Origin of the sequence: Thermoactinospora rubra (assembly GCF_002093975.1) — a bacterium.
Taxonomy (GTDB): Bacteria; Actinomycetota; Actinomycetes; order Streptosporangiales; family Streptosporangiaceae; genus Nonomuraea; species Nonomuraea rubra_A.
In genome coordinates, this window is record NZ_MSZZ01000079.1 from 15,075 (window position 1) to 31,714 (window position 16,640).

Consider the following 16,640-nt stretch of genomic DNA (forward strand, 5'->3'; position numbering starts at 1 on the left):
TTGGACGTGATCACCCTGCGTCGGGTTCCAAGCTTCCGTCAACCGTAGCCGACACATGGCGGGGGCATCCTCCGAGCTGAGGTATTTTTCATCGGCGGCGCCGAGGTCCTACCCGTTTTGTGCCTAGATTTGCCGATCTGTTGATGAACGAGGGCCAAGGGCGGCTGATGAGTAAGATGCGGGCAAACCAGACGTGTGACCGAACTGCAACGCGCCGGAGACTGTCCGGTGGCAAGGAGTGAGGGATAGTCGCGGATCGACTGGCAGGGCGTCGGCCGGCTGATCAGGTCGGCCGGAATCCAGGGAGGGTCGGCCGGCAACCGACGTGAGACCTCCCGGCAGGCCGCTCGGCTGACCGCGGCTCGGTGCCTACGCCCACCCCAGAGGGAGGAATCTTCGCAATGCGTGTCACCAAGGGCGCATGGCTTGTCGCCGGAACGGCGCTGCTCGCCCTCACGGTCGCCGCGTGCGGCAGCGGCGCGCCCGCCGGCGGCGGCGAAGGGGGCGACACCCCCGTCCGCATGGAGATCGGCGAGCCCAAGAACCAGCTCGTCCCCGGCCTGACGACCGAAGCGGAGGGCGCGGAGGTGCTCGGCGCCCTGTTCGAGCCGCTGGTGAAGTACACCAAGGACAGGCAGGCGGAGCCCAACGTCGCCGAGTCGGTCGCCAGCGACGACAACAAGACCTGGACGATCAAGCTCAACCAGGGCTGGACGTGGCACGACGGCGAGCCCCTGACGGCGCAGAACTACGTCGACGCATGGAACTGGGCCGCCTACAAGCCCAACGCGGCGAGCGCGGCGCACTTCTTCCAGATGGTCGAAGGCTTCGAGGACGTCAACCCCTCGGAGGAGGGCGCCCAGCCGGCAGCGAAGACGATGAAGGGCCTGGAGGCCGTCGACGACCTCACCATCCGGGTGCGGCTGACCCGGCCCAACTCCCAGTTCCGGCTGATGCTCGGCTACACCGCCTTCTACCCGCTGCCCGCCAAGGCGTTCGACTCCAACGGCAAGATCACCCAGAAGTACATGCAGCAGCCGATCGGCATGGGCCTGTTCAAGATGGACAAGCCCTACCGCAAGGGCACCGACCAGGTGATCGACCTGTCGGTCTACGAGGGCTTCAAGGGCGACAAGCCGAAGAACTGGAAGCAGCTGGAGTTCAGGATCTACAGCGGCCAGAGCGCCGCCGAGACGGCCTACAACGACCTGCAGGCCGAGAACATCGACGTCCACGACTCCATCCCGTCCTCCCAGCTGATCAGCGCCCAGACGGCGCTGGGCGACCGCTACCACGACGACCCGACGTCGCTGATCAGCTACATCGGCTTCCCGATCACCGCCAACCCCGCCTTCGCCAAGCCCGAGGTGCGCAAGGCCATCTCGATGGCGATCGACCGCAAGACCATCGCCGAGCAGGTCTTCAGCGGCGCCCGCTCGCCCGCCGACGACTTCATCAGCCCCGCCGTGGACGGCTACCGCCCCGGCGCCTGCACCGAGGCGTGCAGCTACGACCCGGCCAAGGCCAAGGAGCTCTACGCCCAGGCGGGCGGCCCGCCCCGGATCGACCTGGGCTACAACGCCGACGGCGGCCACAAGGAGTGGATGGAGGCGGTCGCGAACAACCTGCGGGCCAACCTCGGCATCCAGGTCCAGCTGAAGCCGGAGGAGAAGTTCGGCGTCATCCTGACCGCGCTGGAGAAGCACGAGTACAAGGGCGCCTTCCGCATCGCCTGGCTGTATGACTACCCCTCGATGGAGAACTACCTGACCCCGATGTTCGGCAAGGCCGCGGCCAAGGGCGGCTCCAACTACTCCGGCTGGACCAACGACCAGTTCGACGAGCTGATCAACAAGGGCAACGAGGCCAGGACCCCCGCGCAGGCCATCAAGTTCTACCAGCAGGCCGACGACCTGCTGCTGAAGGACATGCCGTACGTGCCGGTCTTCTTCCACCGGATCAACTGGGGCCACTCCACGCGGATCAGGAACGTCGAGCTCAACATGCTCGACCAGGTCGTGTGGGCCAAGGTCGAGAAGGCCGACGCGGCCTGATGTCGTCACCGGCCGGGCCACCCCCTCCCCGGCCGGTCCCCGACTTGGAGGCAGCCGCGCACCCGGGGCTGCCTCCAGGCACGTACCGGAGGCACCCATGGGCCGCTATGCGATCAGGCGCCTGCTCCAGGCGGTTCCTGTCCTGCTCGGCTCCACTCTGCTGATCTTCCTCATCGTCTTCGCCCTGCCCGGCGACCCCATCGTGTCGCTGGGCGGCGACCGGCGCCCGTCCCCCAGCGTGGTCGAGGTGCTGACCGAGCAGTACCACCTGGACGAGCCCCTGCTGGTGCAGTACTGGCACTACATCGGCGGGGTGCTGTTCCGCGCCGACCTCGGCAGCACCTACCAGGGGGTGCCGGTCGCCGACCTGCTGGCGAGCACGTTCCAGGTGACGCTGCGCCTGACGCTCATGGCGCTGGCCATCGAGGCGGTCGTCGGCGTGGGCCTGGGCGTGTGGGCGGCGCTGCGGCGCGGCAAGGCCGTCGACACCATGATCCTGGCCGCCACCCTGGTGCTGGTGTCGGTGCCGACCCTGGTCACCGGCTTCGTCCTGCAGCTGGTGCTGGGCGTGAAGCTCAAGCAGTGGACCGGCCTGGACGTCTTCCCCGTCTCCGGCGTCGGCGACGGCCTGCGCGGCTACATCCTGCCCGCCTTCGTGCTGGCCGGGCTGAGCATCGCCTACCTGGCCCGCCTGGCCCGCACCAGCCTCGCCGAGGTGCTCAGGGCCGACTACATCCGCACGGCCGTCGCCAAGGGCATGCCCCGCGGCCGCGTCATCACCAGGCACGCCCTGCGCAACGCGCTGATCCCGGTCGTGACCTACCTCGGCGCGGACGTCGGCACGCTCATGGGCGGCGCGGTGATCACCGAGGGCATCTTCAACCTGCCCGGCCTGGGCAACCTGCTGTTCCGCGGCGTCTACGAGCGGCAGCAGCCCGTCGTGGTCGGCGTCGTCACCCTGCTCGTGCTGGTCTACATCGTGTGCAACCTGATCGTCGACATGCTGTACGCCGTCCTGGACCCGAGGATCCGCTATGAGTAGCGGCACGCTGGCCCGCCGCCGGGCGGGCGGCCGGCACAAGAAGCGGCGCGGCCGGCCCGCGGGCCTGTGGGCGGACGCCTGGCACGACCTGCGCCGCCGGCCGATGTTCGTCGCCTCGGTGATCCTCATCGGCGTGCTGCTCCTCATGGCGGCCTGGCCGTCGCTGTTCACCTCGATCGATCCGTTCGACGCCCGCACCTGCGAGCTGCGGCTGGCCCGGCAGACGCCCACGCCGGGGCACCCGTTCGGGCGGGACAACCAGGGCTGCGACCTGTTCGCGCGGACGGTGTACGGCGCGCGCAACTCGATCGTCATCGGGATGCTGACCACCCTGGCCACGGCGGTGATCGGCGGCCTGCTCGGCCTGCTCGCGGCATTCCACAGCCGGTGGGCCGACGCCGTGCTGTCGCGCGTGACCGAGATCTTCTTCGCGATCCCCGCCATCCTGGGCGCGCTGCTGATCGCCTCCACCTTCCGCGACAGCGAGGTCGACAGCATCCTGCTGGTGGTGTTCGCGCTGACGATCCTGGGCTGGCCGATGGCCTTCCGCATCATGCGCGCGGCCGTCATCACGGCCATGAGCCAGGACTTCGTCACCGCGGCGCGGGCGCTGGGCGCGGGGCCGTGGCGGATCATGACCAGGCACCTGCTGCCCAACGCGCTGGCCCCGGTGATCGTCATCTCGACCATCAACCTCGGCGGGTTCATCGCGGCCGAGGCGGCGCTGTCGTTCCTGGGCGTGGGCGTGCGCTCGCCGGACATCTCGTGGGGGCTCATGATCGCCGAGGCGCGCGACCGGTTCCAGTACGCCCCGCTGCCGCTGGTGTTCCCCGCGCTGTTCCTCAGCGTGACCGTGCTGGCCTTCATCATGCTGGGCGACGCCGTACGCGACGCGCTGGACCCGAAGCTCAGGTAGGGGGACCGGAGTGAGGACCGCGACCGAGACGCCGCTGCTGGCGGTGGACGACCTGCACGTGGAGTTCCGCACGAGGGCGGGCGTGGTGAAGGCCGTCAACGGCGTGAGCTACTCGCTGAACGCCGGCGAGACGCTGGCCGTACTGGGCGAGTCGGGCTCGGGCAAGTCCGTGACGGCCCAGGCCGTCATGGGCATCCTGGACACGCCGCCCGCGGCCGTCACGGGCGGGCAGATCCGCTTCAAGGGCACGGACCTGCTCCAGCTGTCGGAGGAGGCGCGGACCCGGATCCGCGGCGAGGGCATCGCGATGATCTTCCAGGACGCGCTGTCCGCGCTCAACCCCGTCTTCACGGTGGGCTGGCAGATCAGCGAGATGTTCCGCGTCCACCGGGGCATGAGCAAGCGCGACGCCATGAAGAAGGCCGTCGAGCTGATGGACCGCGTCCGCATCCCGGCCGCCAGGGAGCGCGTGAACGACTACCCCCACCAGTTCTCCGGCGGCATGCGGCAGCGCATCATGATCGCCATGGCGATCGCGCTCGACCCCGAGCTGCTGATCGCCGACGAGCCGACCACGGCCCTGGACGTGACCGTGCAGGCGCAGATCATGGAGCTGCTCGCCGAGCTGCGCCGCGAGAGCGGCATGGCCCTCATCCTCATCACCCACGACCTGGGCGTCGTGGCCGACGTCGCCGATCGGATCGCGGTGATGTACGGCGGGCGCATCGTCGAGCACGCGCCGGTCCACGACCTGTACCGGTCCCCGGCGCACCCCTACACCAGGGGCCTGCTGGAGTCCATCCCCCGGGTGGACCTCAAGGGCCGCGAGCTGCACGCCATCGCCGGCATGCCGCCCAGCCCGCTGGACCTGCCCGGCGGCTGCGCGTTCCACCCGCGCTGCCCCTACCGGAGGGCGGCGTGCGCGAGCGACGTCCCGCCGCTGTACCAGGTCGGCTGGACGCGCGGCAGCGCCTGCCACTACTGGAGGGAGGTCCTGGATGCCGGCCGTCGGTGAGCCGATCCTGGAGGTCCGCGATCTGGTCAAGCACTTCCCGCTGACCCGGGGCGCGGTGTTCAGGCGGCAGGTGGGGCTCATCAAGGCCGTCGACGGCGTCTCCTTCGACCTGCGCAAGGGCGAGACGCTGGGCATCGTGGGGGAGTCCGGCTGCGGCAAGTCCACGCTGGCCAGGCTGCTGCTGGCGCTGGAGCGGCCCACCTCGGGCAGCGTCAGGATCCGCGGCCGCGACATCGCCCACGCCAGGGGCGCCGAGCTCAAGCGCATGCGCCGCAACATCCAGCTGGTCATGCAGGACCCCTACACCTCGCTGAACCCCCGCATGACCGTGGGCGACATCGTGGGCGAGCCGTTCGACATCCACCCCGACGTCGCGCCGAAGGGGGACCGGCGCCGCCGGGTGCAGGAGCTGCTGGAGGTGGTCGGCCTCAACCCCGACCACGTCAACCGCTACCCGCACCAGTTCTCCGGCGGCCAGCGCCAGCGCATCGGCATCGCGCGCGGCCTGGCGCTCAAGCCGGAGATCATGGTGTGCGACGAGCCGGTCTCCGCGCTGGACGTGTCGATCCAGGCGCAGGTCGTCAACCTGCTGGAGCGGCTGCAGCGGGAGTTCGGGCTGGCCTACGTCTTCATCGCCCACGACCTGTCCGTGGTGCGGCACATCTCCGACCGGGTCGCGGTCATGTACCTGGGCAAGATCGTGGAGATGGGGTCCGACATCGCGATCTACGAGCGGCCCGCGCACCCCTACACCCAGGCGCTGCTGTCGGCGGTGCCCGTGCCGGATCCCGAGGGGCGCGAGCGGCGCCGGCGCATCGTCCTGCCCGGCGACCCGCCCTCGCCGGCCAACCCGCCCTCGGGGTGCCGCTTCCGCACCCGGTGCTGGCGGGCGCAGGAGGTCTGCGCCCGGGAGGAGCCGCCGTTGCAGCAGCGGCCGGGCGTGGCGCACGAGTCGGCCTGCCATTTCGCCCAGCCGTACGACGTGGTCCGCGTCCGCTGAGGCCGTACGGCCCGGCCTGCGGGCCAGGGGCTCAGCGGACGGCGACGACGGCGGGCGGCCTCAGCGGACGGCCTCAGCGGACGGCGATGACCGCCGAGCCGTGGCCGAACAGGCCCTGGTTGACGGCCAGGCCCACGCGCGCGCCCGGCACCTGGCGCGGGCCCGCCGCGCCGCGCAGCTGCCAGGTCAGCTCGCAGACCTGGGCGATGGCCTGCGCCGGGATCGCCTCCCCGAAGGAGGCCAGGCCGCCGGAGGGGTTGACCGGGACGCGCCCGCCGAGCGCCGTGCGGCCCTCGCGCAGGAGCCGGTCGGCCTCGCCCGGCGCGCACAGCCCGATGTCCTCGACCCAGTCCAGCTCCAGGGCCGTCGACAGGTCGTACACCTCGGCGAAGGACAGGTCGCCCGGGCCCAGCCCGGCCTCCTCGTAGGCGGCGTGGGCGACGGCGGCGCGGAAGGGACGCTCGGGCGGCGGCACGGCGGCGGTGGAGTCGGTGGCGAAGGCGGGCAGCTCCAGGACGGTGTTGGGGAAGGTGGGGGTGACCGTGGAGACGGCGGCGACGCGCACCGGCCGCGTGACGCCCAGCCGCCGCGCGTAGGACTCCGAGGCCAGCACGACCGCCGCGCCGCCGTCGGAGGTGGCGCAGATGTCCATCAGGCGCAGCGGGTCGGCCACCATGGGCGAGGCCAGCACCTCCTCGGCGGTGACCTCCTTGCGGTAGCGGGCGTTGGGGTTGAGGGCTCCGGCACGCGCGTTCTTGACCTTGACGGCGGCGAAGTCCTCGGGAGTCGTGCCGTACAGGGCCATGCGGCGGCGGGCGTACAGCGCGAAGTAGGCCGGGTTGGTCGCGCCGAGCAGGCGGAAGCGCAGCCAGTCGGGGTCGTCGGGGCGGTCGCCGCCGACCGGCTTGAAGAACCCCTTGGGCGCGGCGTCGGCCCCGACCACCAGCGCCACGTCGCACAGTCCCGCGAGGATGCGGGCGCGGGCGATGTCGAGGGCCTGCGCGCCCGAGGCGCAGGCGGCGTAGCAGGAGGCGATGCGCGCCCCGGTCCAGCCGAGGGCCTGGGCGAACGTCGCGCCCGCCACGAAGCCGGGATAGCCGTTCCTGATGGTGTCGGCGCCGACGAGGAACTGCACGTCGGTCCAGTCGATCCCGGCGTCGCGCAGGGCCGCCCTCGCCGCCGCCACGCCGTACTCCACGAACGGCCGCCCCCACTTCCCCCAGGGGTGCATGCCGACCCCGAGGATGATGGGGTGGCTCATGGCTTGCCCCACATCCACACCGGCCGGCCGTCGGCCAGGGCGCCGTGGGTGAGCTCCAGCTCCATCCCGACCGCGAGCTCGCCGACCGTCAGGTCCTTGACCTGGCCCAGCACCACGATGCCCTCCTCCTCCAGCTCGACCGCCGCCAGCGTGACCGGCGTGTACGGCCGGGCCGCCACGAACGGCTCGGGCGGCGGGTAGCACGAGTTGGTGTAGGACCACACCCGCCCCCGCCTGGACAGCCGGGTCTCCTCCAGCGCCTCGGCCGGGCAGCGCGGGTTGGGGCACGGCCCGGCCTTGGGCGGGAAGCACACGGTGCCGCACGCCGGGCACCGGGCGCCCAGCAGCCAGGCCCGGTCGCCCTCGATCGTGAACCACACCCGAGCAGTATCACACAAGCGCTTGCTTGAGTCACCGCCGGGCGAGCACCCGCGCCGACATGACCGCGGCCAGCAGCACCATGGCCACGATCACCGGCAGGCGGGAGTACGGGGGCTGCTTGGCGAGCGGCAGCCGCGCCGGCCGGGCGTGGGCGATCCTCTCGGCCTCCTTCAGCGCCTTGAGCGCGTCGACCACGCCGTGCCCGTAAGCCCGGCTGTGCCCCGCGGCGGGCCTCTTGCGCGTCCCGCGCTCGATCGCGCCGCGTACCTGCTGCGGGGTCAGCCCGGGGTGGCGCGCCTTGATCAGCGCCGCGACGCCCGCCACCATGGCCGCCGCGGGACTGGTGCCGTCGCCGATCACGTACGAGGAGGACCCGTCGGCGCCGACGATCCGCGTGCCGGGCGCGACCACGGACAGGTAGTCCTGGCGGTTGGAGAAGGCCGGCACGCGCAGCGCCCGGTCCACCGCGCCGACGGCGATCACCCCCGGGTAGGCGGCCGGGTAGGTGCGCCGGTTGGTGGACTGGCCGTCGTTGCCCGAGGAGGCGACGAGCACCGCGCCGCGGTCGAGGGCGTACCGCACGGCCTCCAGCTCCGCCGGCGAGCCCCGCCACGTGCCGCTGCCCCCGCCGAGGGACATGTTGATGACGTCCGCGCCGCTGTCGACGGCGTAGCGGATGCCCCTGGCCAGCGCCTGCGCTTCGCCGGAGCGGGCGCTGAGCAGCTCGCGCACCGGGTCGCCGCTGTCCAGCGTGACCTTGACCGACAGGATCCTGGCGCGCGGGGCCACGCCCATGACCCCGTGCCTGCCGTCCTCGCCGTGCCCGCGCCCGGCGATGAGGCTGGCCATCGCGGTGCCGTGGTGGCCCGAGCGGCCGCGGCGGGAGCCGGTGAGGTCGGGGCCGTGGATGACGGCGCCGCGCAGGTCGGGGTGGCGGCGGTCGACGCCGGTGTCGAGGACGGCCACGAGCACGCCCTCGCCCTTGGACAGGCGCCAGGCCTCCGGCAGGCGCAGCGCGCCGAGGTGCCACTGCCTGGCTCGTACGGTGGCGGCCACTTTGTCGACGCGGTCGACGTCGTCGACGTCGTCGGCGGCCGGTGTCAGCGTGCCCGGCGGCGTGGCACCCGCCACGAGCGCCCAGAGCACGACGATGGGGAGGGGGGACACGTCCGCGAATTCTGACACGGACCGCGACACCCGACGGGGCGCTTTCGGTAAACAGACCGATACGCGGGGTAATGCCCGTTATGGGGGTGGGTCAGGCGGTGGGGCGGAGCCTGACCCGGGCGCCCGGCGGGAGCCCCAGCCGCTGGGCGGCGTCGCCGTTGTTGACCGCGATGGCGATCAGGCCCGCCGAGTCGGTGAACGCCACAAGCTCACCGGGCGCGACCGCGGAGTAGCTCTCCCGGTAGGGCATCGACAGGTGCCGCCGGCCCAGGTGCACCTGGAGGATGTCGCCCACGCGGACGCCGAGCGAGTGCAGGTCGCCGGCCGCGATCGACAGCTGCGTGTTGCCGTAGCGGTCGACCGAGACCACCTCGCCCTCCACCGAGCCGTCGCGCACCAGCGAGGTCGGCGCGGGCAGCGACACCAGCCGCGCCGGGTCGATCTCCGGGCCCAGCTCGCTCACCTTGCGCCCGGTGCACAGCTGGGCGGCCACCGGCGAGTACACGTCACGTCCCGGGAAGGTCGGGGAGACCGGCTGCACGAAGAACTCGTCGTTGACGATCTCGTAGGCCGCCGTGGCGCCCCCGCCGGCCTGGACCGCCCAGGACAGCAGGCCGTTGTCCGGCCCGACGAACACCCTGCCGCCCGCCTCCACGGCCACCGGCCGCCTGGCGCCCGCCGCGGGGTCCACGGCGCCGATGTGCACGCCCGCGGGAATGTACGGGATCGTCTGGGCGAGGATGGCGGCGCCCCGCCGTACGTCCCCGGAGGGGACCAGGTGGCACACGTCGATCACGCGCGCCTCCGGCGCGAGCCGCAGGATCACGCCGTGGCAGGCGGCGACGTAGCCGTCTTCCAACCCGTAGTCGGTCAGGAGCGTGATGACAGGACCCACATCTGGTGACTGTACGTCTCCCAATCCGCCGTGAACAGCCACGTTCGGCACATTACGATAGCGAGGGGCCGTGGCCGCGAACCGCGGGGAGCTTCCCGGCGCTCCTCGCCGTCGCGCCATGAGGCGCGACCAGAGACACGGAGGAGGCCATGAAGACAGCGAGGGGCCTGGAAGGCGCCCTGAGCGGACCGTGCCGGAGGCACGGCCCATGAGCGGAGACAGCGGTGTCCAGGAACCGGCCGGCCGGCCCCTGACCGAGCGCGACATCGAGCTGCTCGCCTTCGAGCGCCACTGGTGGCGTCAGCCGGGCGCCAAGGAGCACGCCATCAAGGAGACCTTCGGGATCTCCGCCACCCGCTACTACCAGCTCCTCGGCGAGCTGATCGACCGGCCCGAGGCCATGGAGCACGATCCGATGCTGGTCAAGCGGCTGCTGAGGTTGCGCGCCGAGCGCCGGCGGGAGCGGACCGCGCGCCGCCTCGGCATGCAGCCGTGACCGCGGGGCGGATCGGCGGTCCGCCCTGCAACCCGCTTGCAAGTGGAGATCACTAGCATCCGGGGACATGACCAGACGATTCGTCTCGCTGATGACAGCCGCCGCGGCCGTCCTGCTGCTGACCCCCGCCGCGGCGCAGGCCGCCACCGGCTACCGGACGCTGAAGCTGCGCAACGGTCAGACGCTCCAGCTGCCCGACCACTGGAAGGTGTACGGCAAGGGCGACTGGATCCGGGTGGTCACCGGCAGGTGCGCCAAGCCCGAGGCGCCGTACGGCACGCCGGAGTGCGTGAGCTTCTGGGTGCTCGGCCCCAAGGCGATCAAGGTCGGCAACGAGGCGTTCCGCCCCTACACCGGCAAGCACCCCTTCTACCCGGCCACCGACGTGCAGCCCTGCCCCCACGACGACAGGTGGGGCCAGGCCTTCACGCTGAAGGGCAGGAAGGGCCTGGCGCCCGTCGGCGACCGCACGGCGCTCTACCGGGCCTGGAACTTCCGCTGCGTGAACATGTCCAACGGCAAGACCACGAAGAAGTACGTGCAGCGCGAGTGGTACCTGCCGAAGTCGAAGATCCTGATCCTCGACCAGTTCGCCACCCCGGGCCTGGCCGGGGTGCTCAAGAACGCCGGGTAGCGGCCAGCACGCCGCCGACGGCCAGGGCGATCAGCACCGGCACCATGAGGAACGCCGTCCGCGTGCCCAGGCCGTCGGCGAGCGCGCCGAGCACCAGCGGGCCCACGCCCACGGCGACGCTCGCCCAGATCGACGCCACCGCCGAGCCGTGGTCGGGACGGCCGCCGGAGGCCGCGATCACGCCGGACAGCGCCAGCGGGAAGTGCAGCGCGATGCCGAGCCCGCTCACCACCAGGCCCGCGTAGGCGAGCGCGGGCACACTGGCCGCCCAGAACACCAGCCAGCCGCCGCAGGTCAGCGCCAGCGCGCCGACGAGCAGGGGAGCGGGCCGCAGCCGCAGCGCCAGCCGCGCCCCCGCGAACCGGCCCACGGCCAGCCCGGCCGTGAGCGCCGTGACGCCGGTGGCCGCCACCGCCTTGCTGAGCCCGGTGTTGACCGTGAACAGCTCGGCCGCCCACAGGTTGTAGCTGAACTCCACGGCGACGCAGCAGAACAGCACCGCTCCGGCCGCGTAGAAGCGCCACGGGACGTACGGCCGGGCACCGGCGTCCTCGGCGACGGCCGCGGGCGCGGCCCGCGAGACCCACACGCGGCCCATGGTCAGCGCGAGCGCCACCGTGAGGATCGGCGTGAGCAGCAGCGCCGCGCGCCAGCCGAGCGTGCTCTGGGCGGCCGCGCTGAGCACGAAGGAGGCCCCGATCCCCACCGTGACGCCGACCGCGTTGGCCTCGCTGATCGCGGCCGGACCCGCGGGCCCGTGATGGTCGTTCAGCGCGGCCATCGAGCAGTAGAGCGTGATCGAGCCGAACCCGCTGGCCAGGCCGTACCCGAGGATCGTGAGCGGGAGCGCGGAGGTCAGCACCACGAGCAGGACGCCGGCGTTCATCCCGGCCAGGCCGATCCACGTGACGGCGCGGCGGCCGAACCGCCGGGTGAGCGCGGGGAGGGCCAGCCCGGCCAGCACGCCCAGGACGGCCATCGAGGTGCCGTGCATGGCGGCGACGGCCTGGGAGACGCCCTGCTCGGCGCGCAGCAGGGGGAGCGCGGCGCTCAGGCCGTACAGGTACGTCGCGAACGTGCCGAGCTGGAGGTAGATCAGCCAGGTCGGACGGTCTCTCGTCAAGCGGATGGCGACCGTTGTCACCCGGCGACCCCCAGTGTGGTGATTTTTTGGGAAACCCAGCGATAAATGGTACTAAAGGGCTGCTAGCTGGGCGGCGAACCATCTTTCCGGCGGAAGCGCCGTGGCCGCCTTGCGCAGGTTGGCCGCCCGCCGTACCCGCTCCCGCTCGTCCATGGTGAGCGCCTCGTGCAGCGCGCGGGCGGTCTCGCCGATGTCGTAGGGGTTGACCACGATGGCGTCGGCGCCCAGCTCGGCCGCCGCGCCCGCCTCGCGCGACAGCACCAGGGCGCAGCGCGGGGACAGGATCGGGCCCTCCTTGGCGACCAGGTTCATCCCGTCGCGGATGGGGTTGACCAGCAGCACGTCGGCCAGCCGGTAGGCGGCCAGGCTGCGCGGGTAGTCGTCGTTGACGTTGAGGATCAGCGGGTCCCAGTCCTCGGTGGCGTACTCGTCCTCGATCGCCTTGGCCGAGCGCTGGACCGCTGCGGTGTACTCCCGGTACTCCGGCAGGTCGTGCCGGCTGGGGTAGGCGAAGGCCAGGTGGACGACGCGGCCGTGCCACTCCGGATGGGAGTCGAGGAACTCCCGGTAGGCCATGAGCCCGCGGACGATGTTCTTGGACAGCTCGGTGCGGTCGATGCGGACGATGAGGCGGCGGTCGCCGACCTGCTCCCTGATCGCGGCCATGTGCGACTCGACGTCCGGCTCGCGTGCCCGGGCCCACAGCGCGTCCCCGTCCACGCCCAGCCCGTAGACGCCGATGCTGGTGGTGCGGCCCTCGTGGGTGACCGTGTCGCCGGACACCTCCGCCTTCAGCAGGTGGGCGCAGCAGTCCATGAACGCCTGCGCCCACCGCTCGGTGAGGAAGCCCGCGTGGTCCGCCCCCAGGATGCCCTCCAGCACCTCGCGCGCCACCTCGTCCGGCAGCAGCGAGAAGTACTCCGGCGGCGCCCACGGCGTGTGGCTGAAGTGGGCGATCCGCAGGTCGGGGCGCTCGGCGCGGAGCATCGCGGGAGTCAGCGTCAGGTGGTAGTCCTGCACCATCACCCGCGCGTCGTGCGCCGCCTCCTCGGCCAGCGCGAGGGCGAAGGCGCCGTTGTAGTCGCGGTAGGACTCCCACTCGCGGAAGAACCGCGTGCCGAACAGCGGGGCGTTGGGGATGTCGTAGAGCAGGTGGTTGACGAACCACAGCGTGGAGTTGGCCACGGCGTTGTAGGCGCGGTGGAACGTGGCGGGCGGGATGTCGAGCATGCGCAGCGGCCCGGTGTCGTAGCCGGCGTGGTCGAGCCTGCCGCCGGGCGCCTGCCGTACGGCGCTGCGGTCGCCGTCGGACAGCGCCGCGCAGATCCACAGCACGTCGCGGTCCCTGACCACCGCGGACAGGCCGGACACCAGCCCGCCGCCGCCGCGCTTCATGGTCAGGACCCCGTCGGCGTCGACGGTGAAGGACACCGGCCCCCGGTTGGAGGCGACCAGGACGCTGTTCATGAAAACTCCCTCCCCTCATAGGATCTCGCTATGGCGCTAGATGAGCTAACCGAGGAACTGGCGCGTTCCGCCGCGGCCGGAGATCACCGTGCGCTCGGTGAGCTCCTCAAGCGGATCGAGCCGGACGTCATGCGGCACTGCGCCCGGATCCTGCCCTACCACCAGGACGCCGAGGAGGCCTGCCAGGACACCCTGCTGGCGGTCGCGCGCAACATCGGCCGCTTCGAGGGGCGTGCCCGGTTCTCGACGTGGTTGCACATCGTGACGGCGAACTGCGCGCGGACGACCTACCGGTCGCTCAAGCGGCGCGCGGCCGAGCAGTCCTCCGAGGAGCTGCCCACGCAGCGCCCCGACGTCCGGCGGGTGAGCGTCATCGCGGGCTCCCGGCTGGACCTGCTGGACGCCATGGAGGCGCTGGAGGCCGACAAGCCCGACCTGGCCCAGGCGCTCGTGCTGCGCGACATCGTCCAGCTGGACTACAACGAGGTGGCCGAACAGCTGGGCATCCCGCTGGGCACCGCCAAGTCGCGCATCCACCAGGCGCGCAAGTACGTCCAGGGCGTGCTGGGCGAGGACTATCGCTGAGCGAGATGAGACGGCTCGTCCCAACCAGTGAGACGCCCGGTTGTCACCCGCCGTCCGCCAGGTAGAGTGCTTGGCGAATACACAACCGAATATTGCTCATCCAGAGGGGTGGAGGGACCGGCCCTGTGAAGCCCCGGCAACCCTCCCGGATACGCGCTCGTGACGTGACGAGGCCGGCCGGGACAGGTGCCAATTCCGGCCCGCGGTCAAGGTGGCCGCGGGCGAAGATGAGGGAAGGCCTCGCTTCATGTCGTTCGACTTCGGCCCTGCCGTCGCGCTGTCCTGCCGCGAGTGCGGCGCCCGCTACGACCTCGGCCCCAGCTTCGCGTGCCTGGAGTGTTTCGGCCCGCTCGAGGTGGCCTACGACTTCGGTACGGTCACCCGCGCCCAGATCGAGTCCGGCCCGGCCAGCGTCTGGCGTTACCGCGCGCTGCTGCCCGTCCCCGCGGACGTGGCGAGCAAGCGCAACATGAACCCCGGCTGGACCAAGCTCGTCAGGGCCGACGGCCTGGCCAAGGCCCTGGGCCTGAAGAGCCTGCACGTCAAGGACGACTCCGGCAACCCCACGCACTCCTTCAAGGACCGGGTCGTCGCGATGGCCGTCGAGGCCGCGCGCAACTTCGGCTTCCACACCCTGTCCTGCTCCTCCACCGGCAACCTGGCCGGCGCGGTCACGGCGGCCGCGGCCCGCGCCGGGTTCGACGCCTGCGTGTTCATCCCCGCCGACCTGGAGCACGCCAAGATCGCCATGGCGCGGGTCTTCGGCGGCAGGCTGATCGGCATCGACGGCACCTACGACGAGGTCAACCGCTTCTGCTCCGAGCTCATCGGCGACCCGCTGGGCGAGAAGTGGGGGTTCGTCAACGTCAACCTGCGCCCCTACTACGCGGAGGGCTCCAAGACCCTCGCCTACGAGATCGCCGAGCAGCTCGGGTGGCGGCTGCCCGACCAGATCGTCATCCCCATCGCCTCGGGGTCCCAGCTGACGAAGATCGACAAGGGCTTCCGGGAGCTCGTCGCGCTCGGGCTGGTGGAGGACAAGCCGTACAGGGTCTTCGGCGCGCAGGCCACCGGCTGCTCGCCCGTCGCCGCCGCCTTCAAAGCCGGGCACGACGTCGTCCAGCCGGTCAAGCCGGACACCATCGCCAAGTCGCTGGCCATCGGCAACCCGGCCGACGGGCCGTACGTGCTCGACATCGCCCGCCGCACCGGCGGCGCGGTGGAGGACGTGAGCGACGCCGAGGTGGTCGAGGCCATCAAGCTGCTGGCCGAGACGGAGGGCATCTTCGCCGAGACGGCCGGCGGCGTCACCGTGGGCGTGCTGCGCAAGCTCGTGGAGACCGGCAAGCTGGACCCGTCGCTGGAGACGGTGGTGCTCAACACCGGCGACGGGCTCAAGACCCTGGATGCGGTCTCGTCGGTGGCCCGGCCCACCGCGGTGATCAAGCCGTCGCTCGACGCGTTTAGGAAGGTTAACTGATGAGTGTTTCGGTGCGGATTCCCACGATTCTGCGCACATACACGGGCGGCAGCGCCGAGGTGACGGGCGAGGGCGCGACGCTGCGTGACGTCCTGCAGAAGCTCGACTCGGACTACCCCGGCATCGGTGCGCGAATTCTGGATGAATCGGGCAAGATACGCCGTTTTGTCAATGTTTATGTCGGAGAAGAGGACGTCCGATTCGCCGAGGGTCTGGACACCGCGACGCCCGACGGGGCCCAGATCTCGATCATCCCGGCCGTCGCCGGCGGCTGAGACGCGCTCCTCACGGCGCCCTCGGGGGCCCTCCCCGGGGGCGCTTTACTATGTGACATGCGAGAATTTCAACCTTAAAGGAATTTTGTCATGAAGCAGTTTGGCCCCTGGCTCTGTTCTTCAAAGCCATCTCACAGGTATGGTCGATGGCGGTTGTCCGACTTGTTATCGCGATAAGTCAGGGCGACCTCGGATCTTGCGAGAGGAATGGGCGAGGTCCGAAGCCCAGTTAGAGGAGTCGGAAGTGGCGCAGGGCACCGTCAAGTGGTTCAACGCGGACAAGGGCTACGGCTTCATCGCGGTAGACGGTGGTAAGGATGTCTTCGTCCATTACTCGGCCATCCTGATGGACGGCTATCGGTCGCTCGAGCAGGGCCAGCGGGTCGAGTTCGAGATCACGCAAGGACAGAAGGGCCCCCAGGCGGAGTCCGTCCGAGCAGTCTGACACACCCGAGATCGGGTCGTTCGTACGGTTTCGCAGCCCGTGCGAGCCACCCCTGGCACGTCTCGAGGCCGGGTCCGCTCAGGGCCCGGCCTCTTTGCGTCCGGTAGGTGTGGCTGGAACGTCCAACCTGCGGGGACGACATCCCAGCTGAGTGCCCGTCGCTTGCACTCGACCGGGTAGAGTGCTAAACAGTTCGTTGGCACTCTACATCGCAGAGTGCCAACGAGGGATCGAGGCGATGGGGCCCGCCAGCAGAGACGCGGGCCCACATGCCGTCGCGGGCGTCGGCTCGGTCCATGCACATGCCACCCTGCATCTGGGAGGTCAGCCTAATGGCAGCCAAGATGATCGCGTTTGACGAGGACGCCCGGCGCGGTCTCGAG

17 protein-coding genes and 1 riboswitch are annotated in these 16,640 nt (G+C 71.1%); of the genes, 11 read left to right on the forward strand and 6 right to left on the reverse strand.

The genetic code is table 11. The features are described from left to right. Positions 1 to 401 precede the first annotated feature (401 nt). The 5 genes from BSB02_RS37045 to BSB02_RS37065 all read left to right on the forward strand — a co-directional run bounded on the left by BSB02_RS37045 (position 402) and on the right by BSB02_RS37065 (position 6,027). A complete protein-coding gene (locus tag BSB02_RS37045; RefSeq protein WP_084965678.1) occupies positions 402 to 2,054 on the forward strand; it encodes a peptide ABC transporter substrate-binding protein in 1,653 nt (550 codons plus the stop codon). Positions 2,055 to 2,151: 97 nt separating this feature from the next. Continuing rightward, positions 2,152 to 3,096: an ABC transporter permease gene (locus BSB02_RS37050; protein ID WP_084965679.1), complete on the forward strand. Its 945-nt coding sequence runs from the start codon at positions 2,152 to 2,154 to the stop codon at positions 3,094 to 3,096. Next, positions 3,089 to 4,012, forward strand: a complete 924-nt coding sequence (locus BSB02_RS37055; RefSeq protein WP_084965680.1) for an ABC transporter permease — start codon at positions 3,089 to 3,091, stop codon at positions 4,010 to 4,012. Before BSB02_RS37050 ends, BSB02_RS37055 begins: the two co-directional genes overlap by 8 nt. 10 nt (positions 4,013 to 4,022) lie before the next feature. After that, the gene (locus tag BSB02_RS37060; RefSeq protein ID WP_084965681.1) at positions 4,023 to 5,027 is read left to right on the forward strand and encodes an ABC transporter ATP-binding protein; all 1,005 of its coding nucleotides are present in this window, start codon (positions 4,023 to 4,025) and stop codon (positions 5,025 to 5,027) included. Further along, positions 5,011 to 6,027: an ABC transporter ATP-binding protein gene (locus tag BSB02_RS37065; protein WP_084965682.1), complete on the forward strand. Its 1,017-nt coding sequence runs from the start codon at positions 5,011 to 5,013 to the stop codon at positions 6,025 to 6,027. The genes BSB02_RS37060 and BSB02_RS37065 overlap by 17 nt, the downstream gene beginning before the upstream one ends. 73 nt (positions 6,028 to 6,100) lie before the next feature. Here the strand turns inward: BSB02_RS37065 and BSB02_RS37070 are convergent, their stop codons facing one another. The 4 genes from BSB02_RS37070 to BSB02_RS37085 all read right to left on the reverse strand — a co-directional run bounded on the left by BSB02_RS37070 (position 6,101) and on the right by BSB02_RS37085 (position 9,731). Continuing rightward, a complete protein-coding gene (locus BSB02_RS37070; RefSeq protein WP_084965683.1) occupies positions 6,101 to 7,288 on the reverse strand; it encodes a lipid-transfer protein in 1,188 nt (395 codons plus the stop codon). Further along, positions 7,285 to 7,668: a Zn-ribbon domain-containing OB-fold protein gene (locus BSB02_RS37075; protein ID WP_084965684.1), complete on the reverse strand. Its 384-nt coding sequence runs from the start codon at positions 7,666 to 7,668 to the stop codon at positions 7,285 to 7,287. Before BSB02_RS37075 ends, BSB02_RS37070 begins: the two co-directional genes overlap by 4 nt. 31 nt (positions 7,669 to 7,699) lie before the next feature. Then, positions 7,700 to 8,836, reverse strand: a complete 1,137-nt coding sequence (locus BSB02_RS37080; protein WP_158088856.1) for a S8 family serine peptidase — start codon at positions 8,834 to 8,836, stop codon at positions 7,700 to 7,702. A 91-nt stretch (positions 8,837 to 8,927) separates the two neighbouring features. After that, positions 8,928 to 9,731, reverse strand: coding sequence for an SAM hydrolase/SAM-dependent halogenase family protein (locus BSB02_RS37085; protein ID WP_240506998.1), 804 nt, complete (start codon positions 9,729 to 9,731; stop codon positions 8,928 to 8,930). Between the two features lie 208 nt (positions 9,732 to 9,939). Here BSB02_RS37085 and BSB02_RS37090 point away from each other — a divergent pair, with 208 nt between their 5' ends. Beyond that, positions 9,940 to 10,227: a DUF3263 domain-containing protein gene (locus BSB02_RS37090; RefSeq protein ID WP_084965687.1), complete on the forward strand. Its 288-nt coding sequence runs from the start codon at positions 9,940 to 9,942 to the stop codon at positions 10,225 to 10,227. Positions 10,228 to 10,294: 67 nt separating this feature from the next. Further along, positions 10,295 to 10,861 (forward strand): hypothetical protein, encoded by a 567-nt coding sequence (locus tag BSB02_RS37095; RefSeq protein WP_084965688.1) that lies wholly within the window; start codon positions 10,295 to 10,297, stop codon positions 10,859 to 10,861. Here the strand turns inward: BSB02_RS37095 and BSB02_RS37100 are convergent. Together BSB02_RS37100 and BSB02_RS37105 are read right to left on the reverse strand one after the other, a co-directional pair. Continuing rightward, positions 10,845 to 11,984, reverse strand: coding sequence for an MFS transporter (locus BSB02_RS37100; RefSeq protein ID WP_084965689.1), 1,140 nt, complete (start codon positions 11,982 to 11,984; stop codon positions 10,845 to 10,847). The genes BSB02_RS37095 and BSB02_RS37100 overlap by 17 nt on opposite strands. A gap of 72 nt (positions 11,985 to 12,056) precedes the next feature. Next, positions 12,057 to 13,472, reverse strand: a complete 1,416-nt coding sequence (locus BSB02_RS37105; protein ID WP_084965690.1) for an alpha,alpha-trehalose-phosphate synthase (UDP-forming) — start codon at positions 13,470 to 13,472, stop codon at positions 12,057 to 12,059. A 30-nt stretch (positions 13,473 to 13,502) separates the two neighbouring features. On the opposite strand from BSB02_RS37105, the gene BSB02_RS37110 reads away from it, so the two are divergent. The 4 genes from BSB02_RS37110 to BSB02_RS37125 all read left to right on the forward strand — a co-directional run bounded on the left by BSB02_RS37110 (position 13,503) and on the right by BSB02_RS37125 (position 16,257). Next, positions 13,503 to 14,057, forward strand: coding sequence for an RNA polymerase sigma factor (locus BSB02_RS37110; protein ID WP_084965691.1), 555 nt, complete (start codon positions 13,503 to 13,505; stop codon positions 14,055 to 14,057). Positions 14,058 to 14,150: 93 nt separating this feature from the next. After that, a riboswitch (SAM riboswitch) is annotated at positions 14,151 to 14,291 on the forward strand. A 13-nt stretch (positions 14,292 to 14,304) separates the two neighbouring features. Further along, on the forward strand, positions 14,305 to 15,537 hold the full coding sequence (gene thrC, locus BSB02_RS37115) for a threonine synthase (RefSeq protein WP_084965692.1): 1,233 nt from the start codon (positions 14,305 to 14,307) through the stop codon (positions 15,535 to 15,537). After that, complete coding sequence (locus BSB02_RS37120) at positions 15,537 to 15,812, forward strand: MoaD/ThiS family protein (protein ID WP_084965693.1); 276 nt, start codon at positions 15,537 to 15,539, stop codon at positions 15,810 to 15,812. Before thrC ends, BSB02_RS37120 begins: the two co-directional genes overlap by 1 nt. Before the next feature lie 244 nt (positions 15,813 to 16,056). Further along, positions 16,057 to 16,257 carry a cold-shock protein gene (locus BSB02_RS37125; RefSeq protein ID WP_020546479.1) on the forward strand — a complete coding sequence of 67 codons (201 nt, stop codon included), beginning with the start codon at positions 16,057 to 16,059 and terminating at the stop codon, positions 16,255 to 16,257. Positions 16,258 to 16,640 lie beyond the last annotated feature (383 nt).